General features: G+C 61.6%; 13 protein-coding genes. 1 reads left to right on the top strand and 12 read right to left on the bottom strand.

Annotation, left to right across the window (positions count from 1 at the left end; translation table 11 throughout):
- Positions 1 to 18: 18 nt before the first annotated feature.
- From gltS to arcD (ACF8O8_RS01835), 7 genes are all read right to left on the bottom strand, one after another.
- Positions 19 to 1224 carry a sodium/glutamate symporter gene (gltS, locus tag ACF8O8_RS01865; RefSeq protein ID WP_010952182.1) on the bottom strand — a complete coding sequence of 402 codons (1206 nt, stop codon included), beginning with the start codon at positions 1222 to 1224 and terminating at the stop codon, positions 19 to 21.
- Positions 1225 to 1351: 127 nt separating this feature from the next.
- Positions 1352 to 2860 (bottom strand): sigma-54-dependent transcriptional regulator, encoded by a 1509-nt coding sequence (locus tag ACF8O8_RS01860; protein WP_003255078.1) that lies wholly within the window; start codon positions 2858 to 2860, stop codon positions 1352 to 1354.
- A 140-nt stretch (positions 2861 to 3000) separates the two neighbouring features.
- Positions 3001 to 3369, bottom strand: coding sequence for a DUF5064 family protein (locus ACF8O8_RS01855; RefSeq protein WP_049588478.1), 369 nt, complete (start codon positions 3367 to 3369; stop codon positions 3001 to 3003).
- Positions 3370 to 3425: 56 nt separating this feature from the next.
- Positions 3426 to 4355, bottom strand: coding sequence for a carbamate kinase (arcC, locus tag ACF8O8_RS01850; protein WP_047605011.1), 930 nt, complete (start codon positions 4353 to 4355; stop codon positions 3426 to 3428).
- Between the two features lie 164 nt (positions 4356 to 4519).
- Positions 4520 to 5530, bottom strand: coding sequence for an ornithine carbamoyltransferase (locus tag ACF8O8_RS01845; RefSeq protein ID WP_010952185.1), 1011 nt, complete (start codon positions 5528 to 5530; stop codon positions 4520 to 4522).
- Positions 5531 to 5599: 69 nt separating this feature from the next.
- A complete protein-coding gene (arcA, locus tag ACF8O8_RS01840) occupies positions 5600 to 6853 on the bottom strand; it encodes an arginine deiminase (RefSeq protein ID WP_014589852.1) in 1254 nt (417 codons plus the stop codon).
- A 33-nt stretch (positions 6854 to 6886) separates the two neighbouring features.
- Entirely contained in the window at positions 6887 to 8314 is a 1428-nt protein-coding gene (gene arcD, locus ACF8O8_RS01835) for an arginine-ornithine antiporter (protein WP_010952187.1), read from the bottom strand.
- A 436-nt stretch (positions 8315 to 8750) separates the two neighbouring features.
- On the opposite strand from arcD (ACF8O8_RS01835), the gene arcD (ACF8O8_RS01830) reads away from it, so the two are divergent.
- Positions 8751 to 10178, top strand: coding sequence for an arginine-ornithine antiporter (arcD, locus tag ACF8O8_RS01830; RefSeq protein ID WP_392509170.1), 1428 nt, complete (start codon positions 8751 to 8753; stop codon positions 10176 to 10178).
- Here the strand turns inward: arcD (ACF8O8_RS01830) and ACF8O8_RS01825 are convergent.
- The 5 genes from ACF8O8_RS01825 to ACF8O8_RS01805 all read right to left on the bottom strand — a co-directional run bounded on the left by ACF8O8_RS01825 (position 10158) and on the right by ACF8O8_RS01805 (position 15846).
- On the bottom strand, positions 10158 to 10571 hold the full coding sequence (locus tag ACF8O8_RS01825) for a YbaN family protein (RefSeq protein ID WP_020189896.1): 414 nt from the start codon (positions 10569 to 10571) through the stop codon (positions 10158 to 10160). The two genes, arcD (ACF8O8_RS01830) and ACF8O8_RS01825, sit on opposite strands and share 21 nt — an antisense overlap.
- A 54-nt stretch (positions 10572 to 10625) precedes the next feature.
- A complete protein-coding gene (locus ACF8O8_RS01820; protein WP_392509169.1) occupies positions 10626 to 11219 on the bottom strand; it encodes a biliverdin-producing heme oxygenase in 594 nt (197 codons plus the stop codon).
- Between the two features lie 347 nt (positions 11220 to 11566).
- Positions 11567 to 14155 (bottom strand): TonB-dependent receptor, encoded by a 2589-nt coding sequence (locus ACF8O8_RS01815; protein WP_392509168.1) that lies wholly within the window; start codon positions 14153 to 14155, stop codon positions 11567 to 11569.
- Positions 14156 to 14281: 126 nt separating this feature from the next.
- On the bottom strand, positions 14282 to 15244 hold the full coding sequence (locus ACF8O8_RS01810) for a FecR family protein (RefSeq protein WP_392509167.1): 963 nt from the start codon (positions 15242 to 15244) through the stop codon (positions 14282 to 14284).
- Between the two features lie 89 nt (positions 15245 to 15333).
- Positions 15334 to 15846 (bottom strand): RNA polymerase sigma factor, encoded by a 513-nt coding sequence (locus tag ACF8O8_RS01805; RefSeq protein ID WP_003255059.1) that lies wholly within the window; start codon positions 15844 to 15846, stop codon positions 15334 to 15336.
- Between the last annotated feature and the right edge of the window lie 23 nt (positions 15847 to 15869).

The raw sequence follows: 15869 nt of genomic DNA, 5'->3' as shown, positions 1-15869 counted from the left end.
ACAGGTTCGTGACCTCGCTTAACCCGCAACAAACCAAGGCAATGCCAGGTACAGCTTGATCACGATGACATTGATGATGTCGATGAAGAACGCCCCCACCATCGGCACCACCAGGAAGGCGAGGTGCGAGGCCCCATAGCGTTGTGTCACCGCCTGCATGTTGGCGATGGCTGTCGGTGTAGCACCCAGGCCGAAGCCACAGTGGCCGGCAGCCAGGACTGCTGCATCGTAGTTGCGCCCCATTACCTTGAACGTCACGAAGATTGCGAACAGCGCCATGACCAGTGTCTGTGCGGCCAACAAGGTAAAGAAGGGTAATGCCAGGGCTGCCAGGTCCCACAACTTGAGCGACATCAAGGCAATGGCCAGGAACAGGGACAAACTCACATTGCCCAGTACCGACACTTCCCGTTCGAATACTTTGTAAACACCTAAAGCCCGAAGCCCATTGCGCAACACTACACCGACGAAGAGTACGCAAACGAATGTCGGCAGTTCGAATGCTGTGCCTTTCAACAAGCCATTAAGTAATGTGCCCGTCAGTAAGCTGACAGCAATAAGTGCCAAGGTTTCTATAAATGAAAACGAGGTGATCAGGCGCTCTTTGTCCGGTTGTTCAAAGCCTTTGGGTAATTGCGGTGCTTCTTCTTGCACCCCAGGCGTTTCGACCCGTTTGATCAGCAACCGGGCGACTGGGCCACCAATCAAACCGCCCAACACCAGGCCGAAAGTGGCAGAGGCCATTGCCAGTTCCGAAGCCGAAGCCAGGCCGAACCGCTCAGTGAAGGTCGCGCCCCAGGCAGCGCCTGTGCCGTGGCCACCCGACAAGCTGATCGATCCGGCTAGCAGGCCCATCAGCGGGTCGAGCCCCAATGCTGTTGCCAGGCCGATGCCCATGGCGTTCTGAACCATTAGCAAACCCGTCACCACCAGAAGGAATACGGCGACCACGCGTCCACCCTTCTTCAGGCTTGCGAAGTCTGCACTCAAGCCGATGGTAGCGAAGAATGCCAGCATCAACGGTGTTTGCAACGAGGTATCAAATTGGACGTGTACATCGAAACTGCGCAATGCCAGGAGTGACAAGGCAACGACCAGGCCGCCTGCAACAGGCTCCGGGATATTGTATGCGCGCAGGAAACCAATGCGTGCAACCAGGCCGCGTCCCAGTAGCAGTACCAAAGAGGCGGCTACAAGTGTCCCGTAAAAATCGAGTTCGAACATCAGGGTACTCTTCGTTCAGGGTGACAAGCAAAATTACAATGTCGCCATTCTACGGGGAGCACTCCAGTCAAATGTGGCTGAGCGGCTAGGAAAAGTCCGATTCAATTATGGGTTTTGACCACAGCCGTCATGGTTTCCCGGGTATTCCATATTTACGCAGCCTCTGCGCGATAGCCGTGTGCGAAGTTTGCAAGCGCCCGGCCAGTTGCCGTGTTGACGGGTAGCTGGCGTATAAGCGCTGTAACAGTTCGCGCTCGAAATCACCTACAGCCTGTTCCAGGCTGGCCACTTCGCCGTCTTGCCCGCGTGCCACCGAGGTGCCGGCGATATCCAGGTCGCCGATATCCACCAGGTTGCCCTCGCAGATAGCCGCGGCGCGGAAGATCACGTTCTGCAACTGGCGCACATTGCCCGGCCAAGGGTTGGCCAGCAGTGCCGAATGGGTGGAGGGGGTCAGCCGACAGGCTGGGCGCTGGATCTGCGTGCACGCCTGCTGCATGAAGAAGTGCGCCAGCATCAGGATGTCCTGGCCACGGTCGCGAAGCGGCGGTACCTCCAGGTTAAGCACGTTCAGACGGTAGAACAGGTCTTCGCGGAAGCTGCCTTCGGCGACCATGCGCTCCAGATCGCGGTGGGTGGCGCTGATGATGCGCACATCCACCTTCACTTCACGGTCGCCACCCACCCGGCGGAAGCTGCCATCGCTGAGAAAACGCAGCAGCTTGGCCTGCAGGTAGGGTGACATTTCACCAATTTCATCGAGGAACACGGTGCCCTGGTTGGCCAGTTCCATCAGCCCAGGCTTGCCACCTCGTTGCGCGCCGGTAAAGGCCCCGGGCGCGTAGCCGAACAGCTCGCTTTCGGCCAGGCTCTCGGGCAGCGCGGCGCAGTTCAGGGCCAGGAACGGGGCCGCATGGCGGCTGCTGACGGCATGGCAGGCGCGGGCTACCAGTTCTTTACCGGTGCCGGTCTCGCCATGCACCAGCAGCGGTGCATCGAGCGCAGCCACGCGTAAGGCGCGGGCCTTGAGGGTGCGGATGGCCGGCGACTCGCCCAGCAAGGCATCGAAGCCTTCGGCGTGGTCGTGGTGCAGGGCCGACAGGCGTTCGCCCATACGCGAAGGTGGGTACAGCGTCAGCAGGCCACCGGCGTTGGTAATCGGCATGGCGTCCAGCAGCAGGCTATGGCCGTTCAGCTGCATTTCGCGCATGGGCAGGTGGAAGTTGTTGTCCAGCAGCGCCTGCAGCAGCGCGGGGTCGCCAAACAGCTCACCCACCGAGCGGCCGGCAGATTCGCGGCCGCACAGTTCGATCAGCGCCGGGTTGGCCAACAGCACCAGGCCTGCACTATCTACCGCCAGCACCGGGTCGCTCATGGCGGCCAGCAGGGCATCGAGTTGCAGGTGGCGGCGCTGGCCGGGGAGGATGTCGACCACGTCCACCGATTGCACGCCGTGTACTTCGAACAGCGCGTCGTGCAGTTCTTCAAGTACGGCGGGGCTGAGGGTGGGGGCGTCGATGTAGACGTTCGGCGGGACCATCTCCACGGCGTCCAGGTTGAGGTTGCGGGCACCGAGCAGGGCGAGGACTTCCTGGGTGATGCCGACGCGGTCGATGAAGCTGACGTGGATGCGCATGGGGTTCGAACAGTTGGCAATGGAGGCCGCCAGTATGCCCTGAGACGGGGTTCAGGCCCAAGGTCGGCGGTGGCGCATTCGCGGGCGCGCCCGCTCCCACAGGGTTGCTGCTGTAGGGGCGGGCTTGCTCGCGAAAAGGGTCACTCCAGATGTTCAGGTTTGATCGGGTCGCCCGATTTCACATCGAGCTTTTCGCGAATGTCCGCGAACATATGGTCATAGAGCTTGTGCGGCGAACTCAGGGTCTCGAATTTCTTCGGCGGCGCCAGATATGACTGCGCCTTGCGGGTCAGTAGCATGAGGAAGCTGGGCAAGACCTGGTCCTTGGCCAGGAAGAACTTTTCTTCCACCGGCTTGCCTTCGATGCTGCCATGCATGTGGAACTGAATACCTCTGCCTTCCTTGGGGTCCGCCACGGCCTCGTACTCGATGTTCAGGTCATAGCTGTGGTCGGCGTTGTTCAGCGCAGTGCGCTCGATGTGTACATGACCGGAGTGATACTGGGCCATGGCTATCTCCTTTGGAAGGTCGAAAATGGCGGGCCGCGTAAGCCCGCTGACTGCATTCAACGGTAGCTGATCCCCGGCTTCTCGGTGGAAACCCGAGTGCCGGCTTTGCCTTTGACGATGCCTTCGATGTTCTCCAGCGAACTGATCACCGCCACCTTGCCGGTGTTGCGGGCAAAGTCGCAGGCGGCCTGCACCTTCGGCCCCATGGAGCCGGCGGCAAACCCCAGCGTTTCCAACGCGTCCGGGTGGGCCTGGGCGATGGCCTTCTGCGTCGGCTTGCCCCAGTCAATGTAGGCTGCATCGACGTCGGTGGCGATAATCAGAAGGTCGGCTTCCAATTGCTCGGCCAGCAGCGCCGAGCACAGGTCTTTGTCGATCACCGCCTCGATGCCTTTGAGCTTGCGGTTTTCATCGTACATGGTGGGGATGCCGCCACCGCCTGCGCAAATCACGATGCTGCTTTTTTCCAGCAGCCACTTGATCGGGCGAATTTCGAAGATGCGCTTGGGTTTCGGGCTGGCTACCACGCGGCGGTACTTGTCGCCGTCGGCCTTGACCACCCAGCCCTTTTCCTTGGCCAGGCGCTCGGCCTCTTCCTTGCTGTAGACCGGACCGATGAACTTGGTCGGGTCCTTGAAGGCAGGGTCGTTGGCGTCCACTTCCACCTGGGTCAGCAGGGTGGCGAACGGCACCTCGAAGGCCAGCAGGTTGCCCAGTTCCTGTTCGATCATGTAACCGATCATGCCCTCGGTCTCGGCACCCAGCACGTCCAGCGGGTAGGCCTCGTCTGGCTTGTACGACAGGGCCTGAAGCGACAGCAGACCCACTTGCGGGCCGTTGCCGTGGGCGATGACCAGCTCGTTGCCAGGGTGAATCTTGGCGATCTGTTCGGTGGCGGTGCGGATATTGGCGCGCTGGTTGTCAGCGGTCATGGGCTCGCCGCGACGAAGCAGGGCGTTGCCGCCCAATGCAACAACGATACGCATGTGGAATGTCCTTTAGCGAAAGAATGAATGGACTGTCGCTGCACGGAAGCTGCGGAGTTCGCTGTGGGAGCGGGCATGCCCGCGAAGAGGCCAGACCTGACATCATCGATGATGCGGCTGACGCCTTCGCGGGCACGCCCGCTCCCACAGGGACTGCGGGCTACTTATAGATCAGCCAGGGTCGATACCAGGATCGCCTTGATCGTGTGCATGCGGTTTTCCGCCTGCTCGAAGGCGATGCACGCTGGCGACTCGAACACGTCATCGGTCACTTCGATGCCGTTGGCCAGGTCCGGGTATTGTTCGGCGATCTGCTTGCCTACTTTGGTTTCGGAGTTGTGGAATGCCGGCAGGCAGTGCATGAACTTGGTCCGCGGGTTACCGGTGGACTTCATCAGTTCGGCATTCACCTGATAAGGCTTGAGCTGCTTGATGCGCTCACCCCAGGCTTCGATCGGCTCGCCCATCGATACCCACACGTCGGTATGCACAAAGTCGACACCCTTGACCGCGGCTTTCGGGTCTTCGGTGAGGGTAATGCGTGCGCCGCTTTCTTCAGCGTACTGCTTGCAGCGCTCGACCAGGTCGTCATGTGGCCACAGTGCCTTGGGCGCGGCGATGCGCACATCCATGCCCAGCTTGGCGCCGATCAGCAGCAGCGAGTTGCCCATGTTGTTGCGGGCATCGCCCAGGTAGGCGTAGCTGATGTCGTGCAGCGGCTTGTCGCTGTGCTCACGCATGGTCAGCACGTCGGCGATCATCTGGGTCGGGTGGTATTCGTCGGTCAGGCCGTTGAACACCGGTACGCCGGCGAACTTGGCCAGCTCTTCGACGATTTCCTGCTTGAAGCCACGGTACTCGATGGCGTCATACATGCGCCCAAGCACACGGGCGGTGTCCTTCATGCTTTCCTTGTGGCCGATCTGCGAGGAGTTGGGGTCGATGTAGGTGACGTTGGCGCCTTGGTCATAGGCTGCGACTTCGAAGGCACAACGGGTACGGGTGGAGGTTTTTTCGAAGATCAGGGCGATGTTGTTGCCCTTCAGGTGCTGCTGCTCGGTGCCCGTGTACTTGGCGCGCTTGAGGTCGCGGGACAGGTCCAGCAGGTAGCGCAACTCACGGGTGGTGTGGTGTTCCAGGCTGAGCAAGTTGCGGTTGTGAATGTTGAACGCCATGACAGTTTCTCCTTGAGTTCGGTGATGTCCCGGCCGCCACTTCATGGGTGCGGCCGGGCGTAATGGTCGTTAGTAGTCGATCGGGTCGCGCACGATAGGGCAGGTCATGCAGTGGCCGCCGCCACGGCCCCGGCCCAGTTCGCCGGCGCTGATGGTGATGACCTCGATGCCGGCCTTGCGCAGCAGGGTGTTGGTGTAGGTGTTGCGGTCGTAGCCAATGACCACGCCTGGCTCGATGGCCACCACGTTGTTACCGTCATCCCACTGTTCGCGCTCGGCGGCGAAGCTGTTGCCGCCGGTCTCGACCACGCGCAGCTGGACGCCCAGTTGCTCGCCCACCACTTCGATGAACGACTTGTTGATGCGGCGTACATCCATTCCGTAAGGCTTGCTTTCGTCCGGGCGGATGATGAATGGCACAATCTCTTTCACCACTTCCGGGAAGACCGTGACCAGGTCGCGGTCGCAGAAGCTGAAGACAGTGTCCAGGTGCATGGCGGCGCGGGACTTTGGCAGGCCGGCGACGATCACTTCCTTGACGGCGCCCTTGGCAAACAGGTTTTGCGCGAGCTGGCCGATGGCCTGGCGCGAGGTGCGCTCGCCCATGCCGATGAGCACGATGCCATTGCCGATCGGCATCACATCACCGCCTTCGAGCGTGGCATTGCCATGGTCCTTGTCCGGGTCGCCATACCACACCTGGAAGTCGGCCTCGGTGAACTCCTTGTGGAACTTGTAGATGGCGGTGGTCAAAAGCGTTTCCTGGCGACGCGCCGGCCAGTACATCGGGTTCAACGTCACGCCGCCGTAGATCCAGCAGGTGGTGTCGCGCGTGAACTGGGTGTTGGGCAGTGGTGGCAGGATGAAGCTGGAGTGGCCCAGGTAGTCGTTGTACATCTTCACGACATCGGCGCCTTCGCTTTGCGGCAGGTCCTGGCCCGCCACGCCGCCGATCAGGAATTCGGCCAGGTGGCGTGGCTCCAGGCCTTCGAGCCAGCTACGCACTTCGTTGGTCAGGCCTACGCCGACGGTGTCAGGGGTGATCTTGCGGTCGAGGATCCACTTGAGCGCCTCTTTGTTCTGCACGATATCGGTCAGCAGGTTGTGCATCTCCAGCACATCCACGCCACGCTCGCGCATCTTGGTGACGAAGTCGAAATGGTCACGCTTGGCCTGGTCGACCCAGATCACGTCGTCGAACAGCAGTTCGTCACAGTTGCTCGGCGTCAGGCGCTTGTGCGCCAGGCCCGGGGCGCAAACCATCACTTTGCGCAGTTTGCCGGCTTCGGAGTGGACACCGTACTTCTGTTTTTCAGCGGACATGGTTTCATTCCTCCAATTGAGCGAAGACGTGGGTCAAAGGGTCAGGAAGCCGTCATACAGGCCATAGGCTGCCACCAGGGCGCCAATGACCACGGCTGCGAAGATCAGTTTTTCCACGTTGGTGAAGACCGGTTTGCCCACCTCACGCTTGGCCTTGGCGAACAGGATGGCGCCAGGTGCGTAGAGCAGGGCAGAGAGCAGCAGGTATTTCACGCCGCCGGCGTACAGCAGCCAGATGGCGTACAACAGGGCGATGCCACCGATGATCAGGTCCTTCTTGCGTTCGGCCAGGGCTTGTTCGTAGGTTTCGCTGCGCAGTGCCAGCAGGAACGCATAGGCTGCCGACCACAGGTAGGGCACCAGGATCATCGAGGTGGCGAGGTAGATCAGAGACAGGTAGGTGCTGCTTGAGAACAGCGTGATGACCAGAAAGATCTGCACCATGGCGTTGGTCAGCCACAGGGCGTTGGCCGGTACCTGTTTGGCGTTCTCGCGGCGCAGGAACTCCGGCATGGTGTGGTCCTTGGCTGCGGCGAACATGATCTCGGCGCACAGCAGCACCCACGACAGCAGCGCCCCGAGCAGCGAGATGACCAGGCCGACGCTGATCAGCACCGCCCCCCAGTGGCCGACCACATGCTCCAGCACGGCAGCCATCGACGGGTTCTGCAGCTTGGCCAGTTCCGGTTGAGTCATGATGCCCAGCGACAGCACGTTGACCAACACCAGGAACAGCAGCACGGTCACGAAGCCGATCACCGTTGCCTTGCCCACGTCGGTGCGTTTTTCCGCCCGCGCCGAGAAGATGCTCGCGCCCTCGATGCCGATGAACACCCACACGGTGACCAGCATCATGTTGCGCACCTGGTTCATGACACTGCCAAGCTCTGGCGTGCCCATGGCCCAGATATCGGCGGTGAAGATGTCGAGCCTGAAGGCGAACAGGCAGATCAGGGCGAACAGCACCAGCGGCACCACTTTGGCCACAGTGGTGACCAAGTTGATGAAGGCGGCTTCCTTGATGCCGCGCAGTACCAGGAAGTGCACCGCCCACAACAGGATCGACGCGCCAATGATGGCGGCTGGGGTGTTGCCTTCACCGAAGATCGGGAAGAAGTAGCCCAGGGTGCTGAACAGCAGCACGAAGTAGCCGACGTTGCCCAGCCAGGCACTGATCCAGTAGCCCCAGGCTGAGGAAAAGCCCATGTAGTCGCCGAAGCCAGCCTTGGCATACGCATACACCCCACCATCCAGGTCGGGCTTGCGGTTGGCCAGGGTCTGGAACACGAAGGCCAGGGTCAGCATGCCGACTGCGGTGATCGCCCAGCCGATCAGTACGGCCCCAACCCCTGCGCTGGCGGCCATGTTTTGTGGCAGCGAGAAGATACCGCCGCCAATCATCGAGCCGACGACAAGTGCAACTAACGCGCCGAGCTTTAGTTTTCCGGATGAATCAGACATTTAACAACTCCTGCCAGGAGAAAGTTGACGACAGAATAGATCCGACGCCTTTGCCTTGAGCTGACTTATGTCAGTTTAAGGCGCCGTGAAGGTAGGAAATTTCCTTCACGGGTGCTCCTGGAGAGTGCCGACAGCTTGAGCTGCAGGCCTTGCGTACTGGCACCTCCATGTCCTTCTAGAGCAAACGCTCTGTTCAGCCTGCGATGCTTGAAACTAGCTGCTTTTGCCGCTTTCGCAAATTTTCCACAAGAATTTCGAGTTTTATCCGTTTCTTTTCTAGTTGCCGGACTGCTGCTAGTTTTGAGAGAGCAGGCACATAGACAAAGCAGTTATGAGTGATATAGGTTGAACGCACAGCTTTAGTATAAGTAACGATATTCATATAGCCCGCAAGGCTGTTTCAAACGCATGACAGGGCTCGAAGAAAGGGAGGCTCATGAGCGAACCGGGACAGAAGCTGCGCCTGGGCGCGCTGATCGCGCTGGTGGTCGGGTCGATGATTGGCGGCGGGATCTTCTCGCTGCCGCAGAACATGGCCGCGCGTGCTGATGTGGGCGCAGTGCTGATCGGCTGGGGGATCACCGCGGTCGGCATGTTGGCCCTGGCCTTCGTGTTCCAGACCCTGGCCAACCGCAAGCCGGAACTGGACTCGGGGGTATATGCCTACGCCAAGGCCGGCTTTGGCGAGTACATGGGCTTTTCCTCGGCCTGGGGCTACTGGATCAGCGCCTGGCTGGGCAACGTCGGCTATTTCGTGCTGCTGTTCAGCACCCTGGGCTTCTACTTCCCGGTGTTCGGCGAAGGCAACACACCCATCGCCATCGGTTGTGCATCGCTGCTGCTGTGGTCGGTACATTTTCTGGTGCTGCGCGGTATCAAGGAGGCGGCCTTCATCAACCAGGTCACCACCGTGGCCAAAGTGGTGCCTTTGCTGATTTTCGTGGTGATCGCGGCATTTGCCTTCCGCGCCGATATCTTCACCCGGGATATCTGGGGCTTGAGCAACCCACAATTCGGCAGCGTGCTGGAGCAGGTGCGCAACATGATGCTGGTGACCGTGTTCGTGTTCATCGGCATCGAGGGCGCCAGTGTGTATTCCGGGCGCGCCCAGCGTCGGTCAGACGTGGGCAAGGCCACGGTCATCGGTTTTCTGGGTGTGCTGGCGCTGCTGGTGCTGGTCAACGTGTTGTCGCTGGGCATCATGACCCAACCGGAACTGGCCGGTCTGCAGAACCCCTCGCTGGCCTCGGTGCTGGAGCATATCGTCGGCCCCTGGGGCGCCTTGCTGATCAGCCTCGGCCTGGCGGTCTCGCTGCTTGGCGCCTTGCTTTCATGGGCGCTGCTGTGTGCCGAAATCCTTTACGCCACGGCGCGGGACAAGACCATGCCGCGCTTTCTGGCCAAGGAAAACGCCAACCATGTGCCGGCTAACGCCCTGTGGCTGACCAACTGCATGATTCAGGGTTTCCTGCTGATTACGCTGTTCTCCGCCGGTACGTACACCAGTCTGATCTACCTGGCCTCGTCAATGATCCTGGTGCCCTACCTGTGGTCTGCGGCCTATGCCGTGCTGCTGGCGATGCGCGCAGAAACCTATGGCGGGCAGCCGAGGTTGCGGCGCAAGGACTTGCTGGTGGCGCTGGTTGCCCTGCTGTATGCCGTGTGGCTGCTGTATGCCGGCGGGCTCAAGTACCTGCTGCTTTCGGCGCTGCTGTACGCCCCCGGCGTCATCTTGTTCGCGAGGGCCAAGCATGAGCAGGGGCAGACGTTGTTCACGGCCTGGGAAAAGCTGATTTTCGCCGCCGTGCTGGTGGGTGCCGCGCTGGCGGCCTACGCCTTGTATTCAGGGCTGCTGAGCTTGTGACGGGGCAGGGCAGGCATGTTCCGGGCGTGACCAGATCCACAGGTTGCCCAGGGTCATGCCGGCGATTGCCAGGAATACCGGCCAGTGATGTTCCAGAAAGGTCAGCATCAGGCCCGCGCACAGCAGCATGCTGATGGTTGCGCTGACCTTGGCCCGGCGCTGGATCACCTTGCCGTTGCGCCAGTTATGCAGAATTGGCCCGAACAGCCGGTGGTTCTCCAGCCATGCCGACAGGCGCGGTGAACTGCGTGTGGCGGCCCAGGCGGCCAGCAGGATGAACTCGGTGGTCGGCAAGCCGGGAATCACAATGGCAACCAGGCCCACCCCGAGGCTCACGTAAGCCAGGATTCCATACAACAGGCGGGCGAGTTTCGAGCGGGCTGGTAGGGTCATGTTCTCACTGCAAAAAACGGTTCGGCCACCGGAGGGGTGGCCGGCTACGGCGTATCAGACCAGCGCGGCATCCGCAGCGTAGGCGTGCTTGAGCAACTGGGTGAAGCGTTCGAAGGCGGCCACTGCACCGCGTTCGGCAGCCGCTTCCTCTTCAGGCGAGAGCGCCAGGCCATCGAGGATGCGGGTGAACTGCTTCCAGCCTTCGGCACGGCCACCGGCGGGCTCCCCCAGGTGACGGGCGCCGAAGCTGTCGGACAGTTCCAGGGCCACGGCACGCTTGATCAGAAACGCAGCGCCCAGTTTGGAGCCTTCGGAGACGAAGATCCAGCCCATTGCCTCGCCCAGGCTCGGCTTGCCCACGGCACCCGGTACGGCGGCCGGTACTTCGGTGTCGAGGTCGGCAAGGTCCAGGCGGGCCTGGTCGGCACGGCAGCGCTCAGCCAGATCAGGGACGATGGCGATCAGCTGAGGGTCGTTGTACAGGGCCTGCAGCTCGGACTGGAACAGGTACTGTGCGACGACGAAGCGGGCGAAACTTTCGCGGCTGTCGAAAGGCGCGTGGGATTTCACCAGGGCATCCAGCTCGGCGTGCGGGGCGTGGGTGATCTGGTTCAGGCGCTGGGAGCGCAGGGCTGGGCGGTCGGTCATGGGGCAGTCCTTGGAAAGAGGGCGTCTAGATACAAGACGAAACAGCGGGAGCGGGACAGTAAAAAAAGGTTTTTTTCAGATTGGTTATTGCAGCGCCTGAGAGATCGAGCGCCGCCCGCGCGGCGCATCGCGAGCGAAGCTCGCTCCTACATCTGTTTCGGGCCAGTTATTCCTGCGCCTTATGCGCGCGGCCCCTTGCTGTCCGGCTCTGTATTGTGTCGAGCCAACAAGGCGGTCGCGCGCGGTCACAGGTGTTATAGGCCCGAAACAGATGTAGGAGCGAGCTTCGCTCGCGATGCGCCGCGCGGGCGGCGCTCGATCTCACAACCAATGCACATTTAAAGCGATCAGATATCCCAAACCACATTGATACCGAAGTTGCGCCCCGGCATGGTCAGGCGGTCGATGTTGGCTGGCTGGGTCACAGCCGCCTCACCCTGGCCGTCGTAGCTGCGCACCGAATCCCACTGCCAGTACTTCTTGTCGGTAAGGTTGTACAGCCCGGCGTTGATGGTGACGTCGTCGGTGACCTTGTAGTAACCGGTCAGGTCCAGCACACCGTAGCCCGGGGTGCGGAACTTCGAGGTAGAACCGTCAGGCGAATAGAAGGTGCTGTCGTCGACACGGGTCTTGCGCTTGACCAGCGTCCAGCTCAGCAAGCCACCGTAGTTCTGTTGCTCGTAGCCCAGGCCAAATACGCCTTTGAGCGGGTTGACACTGTTCAGCGGTTGACCGGTGTCATCGTTACGACCATAGGTGTAGGCAATCGAAGTTTGGGTATAGAGACCCTGCGGTGCGCCGAAGTGGTCGAGGTTCAGGCGGCCCTTGAATTCGGCACCCTTGATGGTGGCGTGCTTGATGTTGTTGGCCTGGAAGGTCTGTTCCAGATTGGCGCTTTGCACGGCATCTTCGTCGATGAAATCACGGTACTTGTTGTAGAACACTGCCACGTCGAAGTTGCCGGCGTCGAAGTTGCCACGCAGGCCGGTTTCGTAGCTTTTGCTCTTTTCAGGCTCAAGGTTCGGGTTGCCCTCCACGCGGTAGCCTTGGTCCAGGTTCTGGAAGCGGCCATACATGGCTTTGGCGGTCGGCGTGCGGAAGCCCTCTGCATACTGGCCGTACCAGGTGTAATTGTCGTTGAAGGCGTAGGTCAGGCCGAACTTGGGCGAGACGCGGTGCCACTTCTTGTCCGAATCGTCCTGGGCGGTAGGCGCCGTACCGCTGGACTCCAGACCACGCAGGAATTCTTCCGTGAATTTGGGCTCCATACGGGTGTAGTCGTAGCGCGCGCCGGGCATGAAGGTCCAGTTGTTCCAGCGGATTTCATCCTGCGCGAACAGGCTGTAGGTATTCACGGTCGGGTCCGGGAAGTCGCTGACCAAGGCCTGCCCGTCACGCGCGCTGTCCTGTCCGATGGCTGTACAGGTACCACCGATGTTCAGGCAAGTGCCGGTGCCGCTACGTGAACCCGTGACTTTCTCCTGTTTGAGTGTGGTGCCGTAGGTAAACAGGTGGTCGGTTTGGCCAATGCTGAAGGCCTTGTCCAATTGGGCGTCGAATACCCACTGGCGATCCTTGTAGGTAGTCTGCCGGTCCCGAAACACTTGGCGTCCCGAGGCGACATACAGCTCATCGGTACGTTGGTCGGTCTTCGCGATCTGGTAGTTGAGGCTCCATTTGACGTGATCCGCGACCACGCTATCGAGGTCGAATTCATGATTGAGGCCGAAGCGTTCACGGGTGATCGTGTCGTTGCCTTGGCGCATGCGGTACGAGTTCATGCCACCGAAGCCCGGAATGAACGGCCCACCCACCGCGCTGAGGATGTTCTGGTCACGGTCATCCTTGTAGCGCTCGTAGGTGAACCCCAGGCGCGCGTCGTCGGCGTAGTTCCAGCCCAGCTTGGCCAGCACGTTGGTGGTGCGCACGTCCATCGGGTTGGCTTCGGTGCGCGACAGGCCGTCGCCACTGTGGCTGCCGTGGGTTTCGGTCTCGTGGCCGTTGCGCTGGCTCAGGTGCAGCAGGCCGTCGAAGTCACCCTGGCGGCCGGCGACGGTGGCGGAGGTCAGCCAGCTTTCGTCGGCCGAGCTGTAGCCGGTTTTCAGGCGTGCCCCCACATCTTTACCGGGCTTGATGATGTCGTCCGGGTCGAGGGTGAAGTAGCTCACCGCACCGCCGATGGCGTTGCTGCCATACAACACCGAGGCCGGGCCGCGGAGGATTTCCACACGCTTGACGATTTCCGGGTCGACGTAGTTGCGCTGGGTCTGGGCGTAAGGGCCGTAGAAGAAGCTGTCGGGGATCGACACGCCGTCGACCTGGGTGAGGATCCGCTCGCCGTCGATACCACGGATGTTGTAGCCGTTCAGCCCGCTGCGTTGGCCGGTTCCGGATACCGACACCCCCGGCTCGTAGCGCACCAGATCCTGGATATTGTTCACGTTCTGCCGGTCCAGTTGCTCACGGGTCTGCACACTGACAGTGCTGGGTACCTGGCTGACGTCCTGAGCGCTGCGGGTAGCGCTGACGGTCACCTGCTGCAGGGCGATCACGTTGCTTGCGGTTTGGCGCTCCAGTACCACATTGCCGTTGCTGATCTTGCGAAAGCTCAGCCCGGTGCCCCGCAACAGGCGCTTGAGGGCAGCATCTGGCGGCAGCGAACCCTGTACGCCTGGCGAAGCCACGCCGTCGGCCAGCTCGGCGCTGAAGCCGACCTGCCAGCCGGTGACCTGGCTGAAGGCGTTGATCGCCGACACCAGCGGCTGCTGGCCGATGCTGAAGCGGTAGTCGCCCATGCGCGGGCTGCTGGCCTGGGCCGGCTCGGCGGCCAGCGCCGGCAGGCTGCAGGCACCGCTGGCGAGCAGGGCAAGGGTCAACAGGGACAGTTGTCCTGTACGGCGGGGAAGGTTGGACGAGCGGGTAGGACCAGTGGACATCGGAAGCGCTCCCAGACGCGCGGGCTGTTATAGGTGATGGCTGTTCTCGTTCTCAAACAAGAATCAGTTGCATTGGCTATAACGAGACGGGCGGGCGAGTGCGATCGCGTAAAAATAATTCAGGGGTCAGTTCAGGATGACCAGCGCCGGGTACTCATGCAGTTGTGCCGAGGTGATGTGGGCCAGTGCGCGCAGGGTTTCCAGTGGCTGGTCGAGGCGGTAGTTACCGGTGACGGCAACGTGCTCCAACTGCGCATTGCGGTTGATGATCCAGCCCGGGTAGTAGCGCTGTACTTCGGCCAGCACCTGGCTCAACGGGCAGTTCTCGAACACCAGGCGGCCGTCGATCCAGGCCAGGTCCTTGTGCATGTCGGGGCGCTGGCGCTGGCCAAAGCCCTGGGGGCCGACGCTGATGCTGTCGCCGGCCCTCAGGCGGATGCGCTGGTCGCGCTCCCCCTGCAGGTCGACATCGCCGCGTTGCACCCGTACCTGGGCCTCGCCGTCAAGGTAGCGCACGGCAAAGTCGGTGTCGCGCACCTGTGCGCGCAACGGCCCGGCTTCCACCTCCAGCGGCAGCTGCGCGCCCTCGGGGACCTGGAAGTAAGCCTCGCCCTGTAGCAGGCGGGCGACCTGGCGGCCGTCCTGGCGTTCGCTGGCGAATGCCGAATTGGTGTTGAGCAGCACTTTTGCGCCGTCTTCCAGTTGCAGGCGCTGGCGCTCGCCGACCACCGTAAGGTGGTCGGCCTGCAGGCGCATGGGCAGGTTACCGACGGTGAATAGCCCGACCAGCAGCAGCGCTGCGGTGGCCAGGGGTTTCCAGTGACTGCGCAGGCGCCCGCGCCATGAGCGGCGTTGCTGCTGGTGCATGTGCGTGGCCACCTTGTGCAACGGCGTACCGTTCCACAGCGCCTCGGCTTCGACATAGGCCTCGGCGTTTTCCGGCGCGGCGCTCAGCCAGGCTTCAAAGGCCTGGGTGTCTGCGGCATCTGCGCATTGCAGGCGCACCAGCCAGTCCAGCGCCTCGTCCATGGCACGAGCACGGGCATCAGGCCTGGCAGGTGACGGGCGAGGGGCAGGGCTGTCGGTCACGGTGAATCCTTGAATGGTTTTTTTGCGAATGATCAAGGCTAAGGCGGGGTGTGGCAAGGGCTTTGCGTTGCCGTTCGCCTGGGGGCAGCTCACTTGAGTCGTTCGGCAACACCCATGCAGATTGCCATGATCAGTTTCAGTTCCTTTTGTACCGTGCTGGGCGAAACACTCAGTTGTTCGGCGATTTCCAGATAGGTGGCGCCATGCAGGCGGCTGAGGATGAAAATGCGTTGTTGGCGTTCGCTCAGTTGATTGAGGCTGACGCTGAGGTGCTTGAGCAACTGCTCGGCGTGGGCGGCATCCTCGCTGCTGGTGGCTGGCGCGGCGACACTGTGCAGCACTTCGTCGGGCACGTCGTCGACCAGCATGCGTGCCTGCACCCGGCGTGCACGCAGGTGGTCCAGCGCCAGGTTGCGCGCGGTCTGAAACACGAACGGCTCGATGTGCTCGATGGGCCGCTCGCCCAGCGCGCGGGACACCCGCAGGTAGGTTTCCTGCAGCAGGTCTTCGGCCGTGCTGGGGTTACCGACCATGCGCTGCAGGGTACGCAGCAGGGTGAGGCGCTGAACGAGGAAGACGGAATTGAACCGGGACTGACTCACGGGGGGACCTGGCCGACGAAAGG

This window comes from Pseudomonas sp. TYF_14, from assembly GCF_043105275.1.
Classification (GTDB): domain Bacteria; phylum Pseudomonadota; class Gammaproteobacteria; order Pseudomonadales; family Pseudomonadaceae; genus Aquipseudomonas; species Aquipseudomonas alloputida.
The sequence above is the reverse complement of the archived record's forward strand: the minus strand, read 5'-3'. Positions and strand labels throughout refer to the sequence as shown.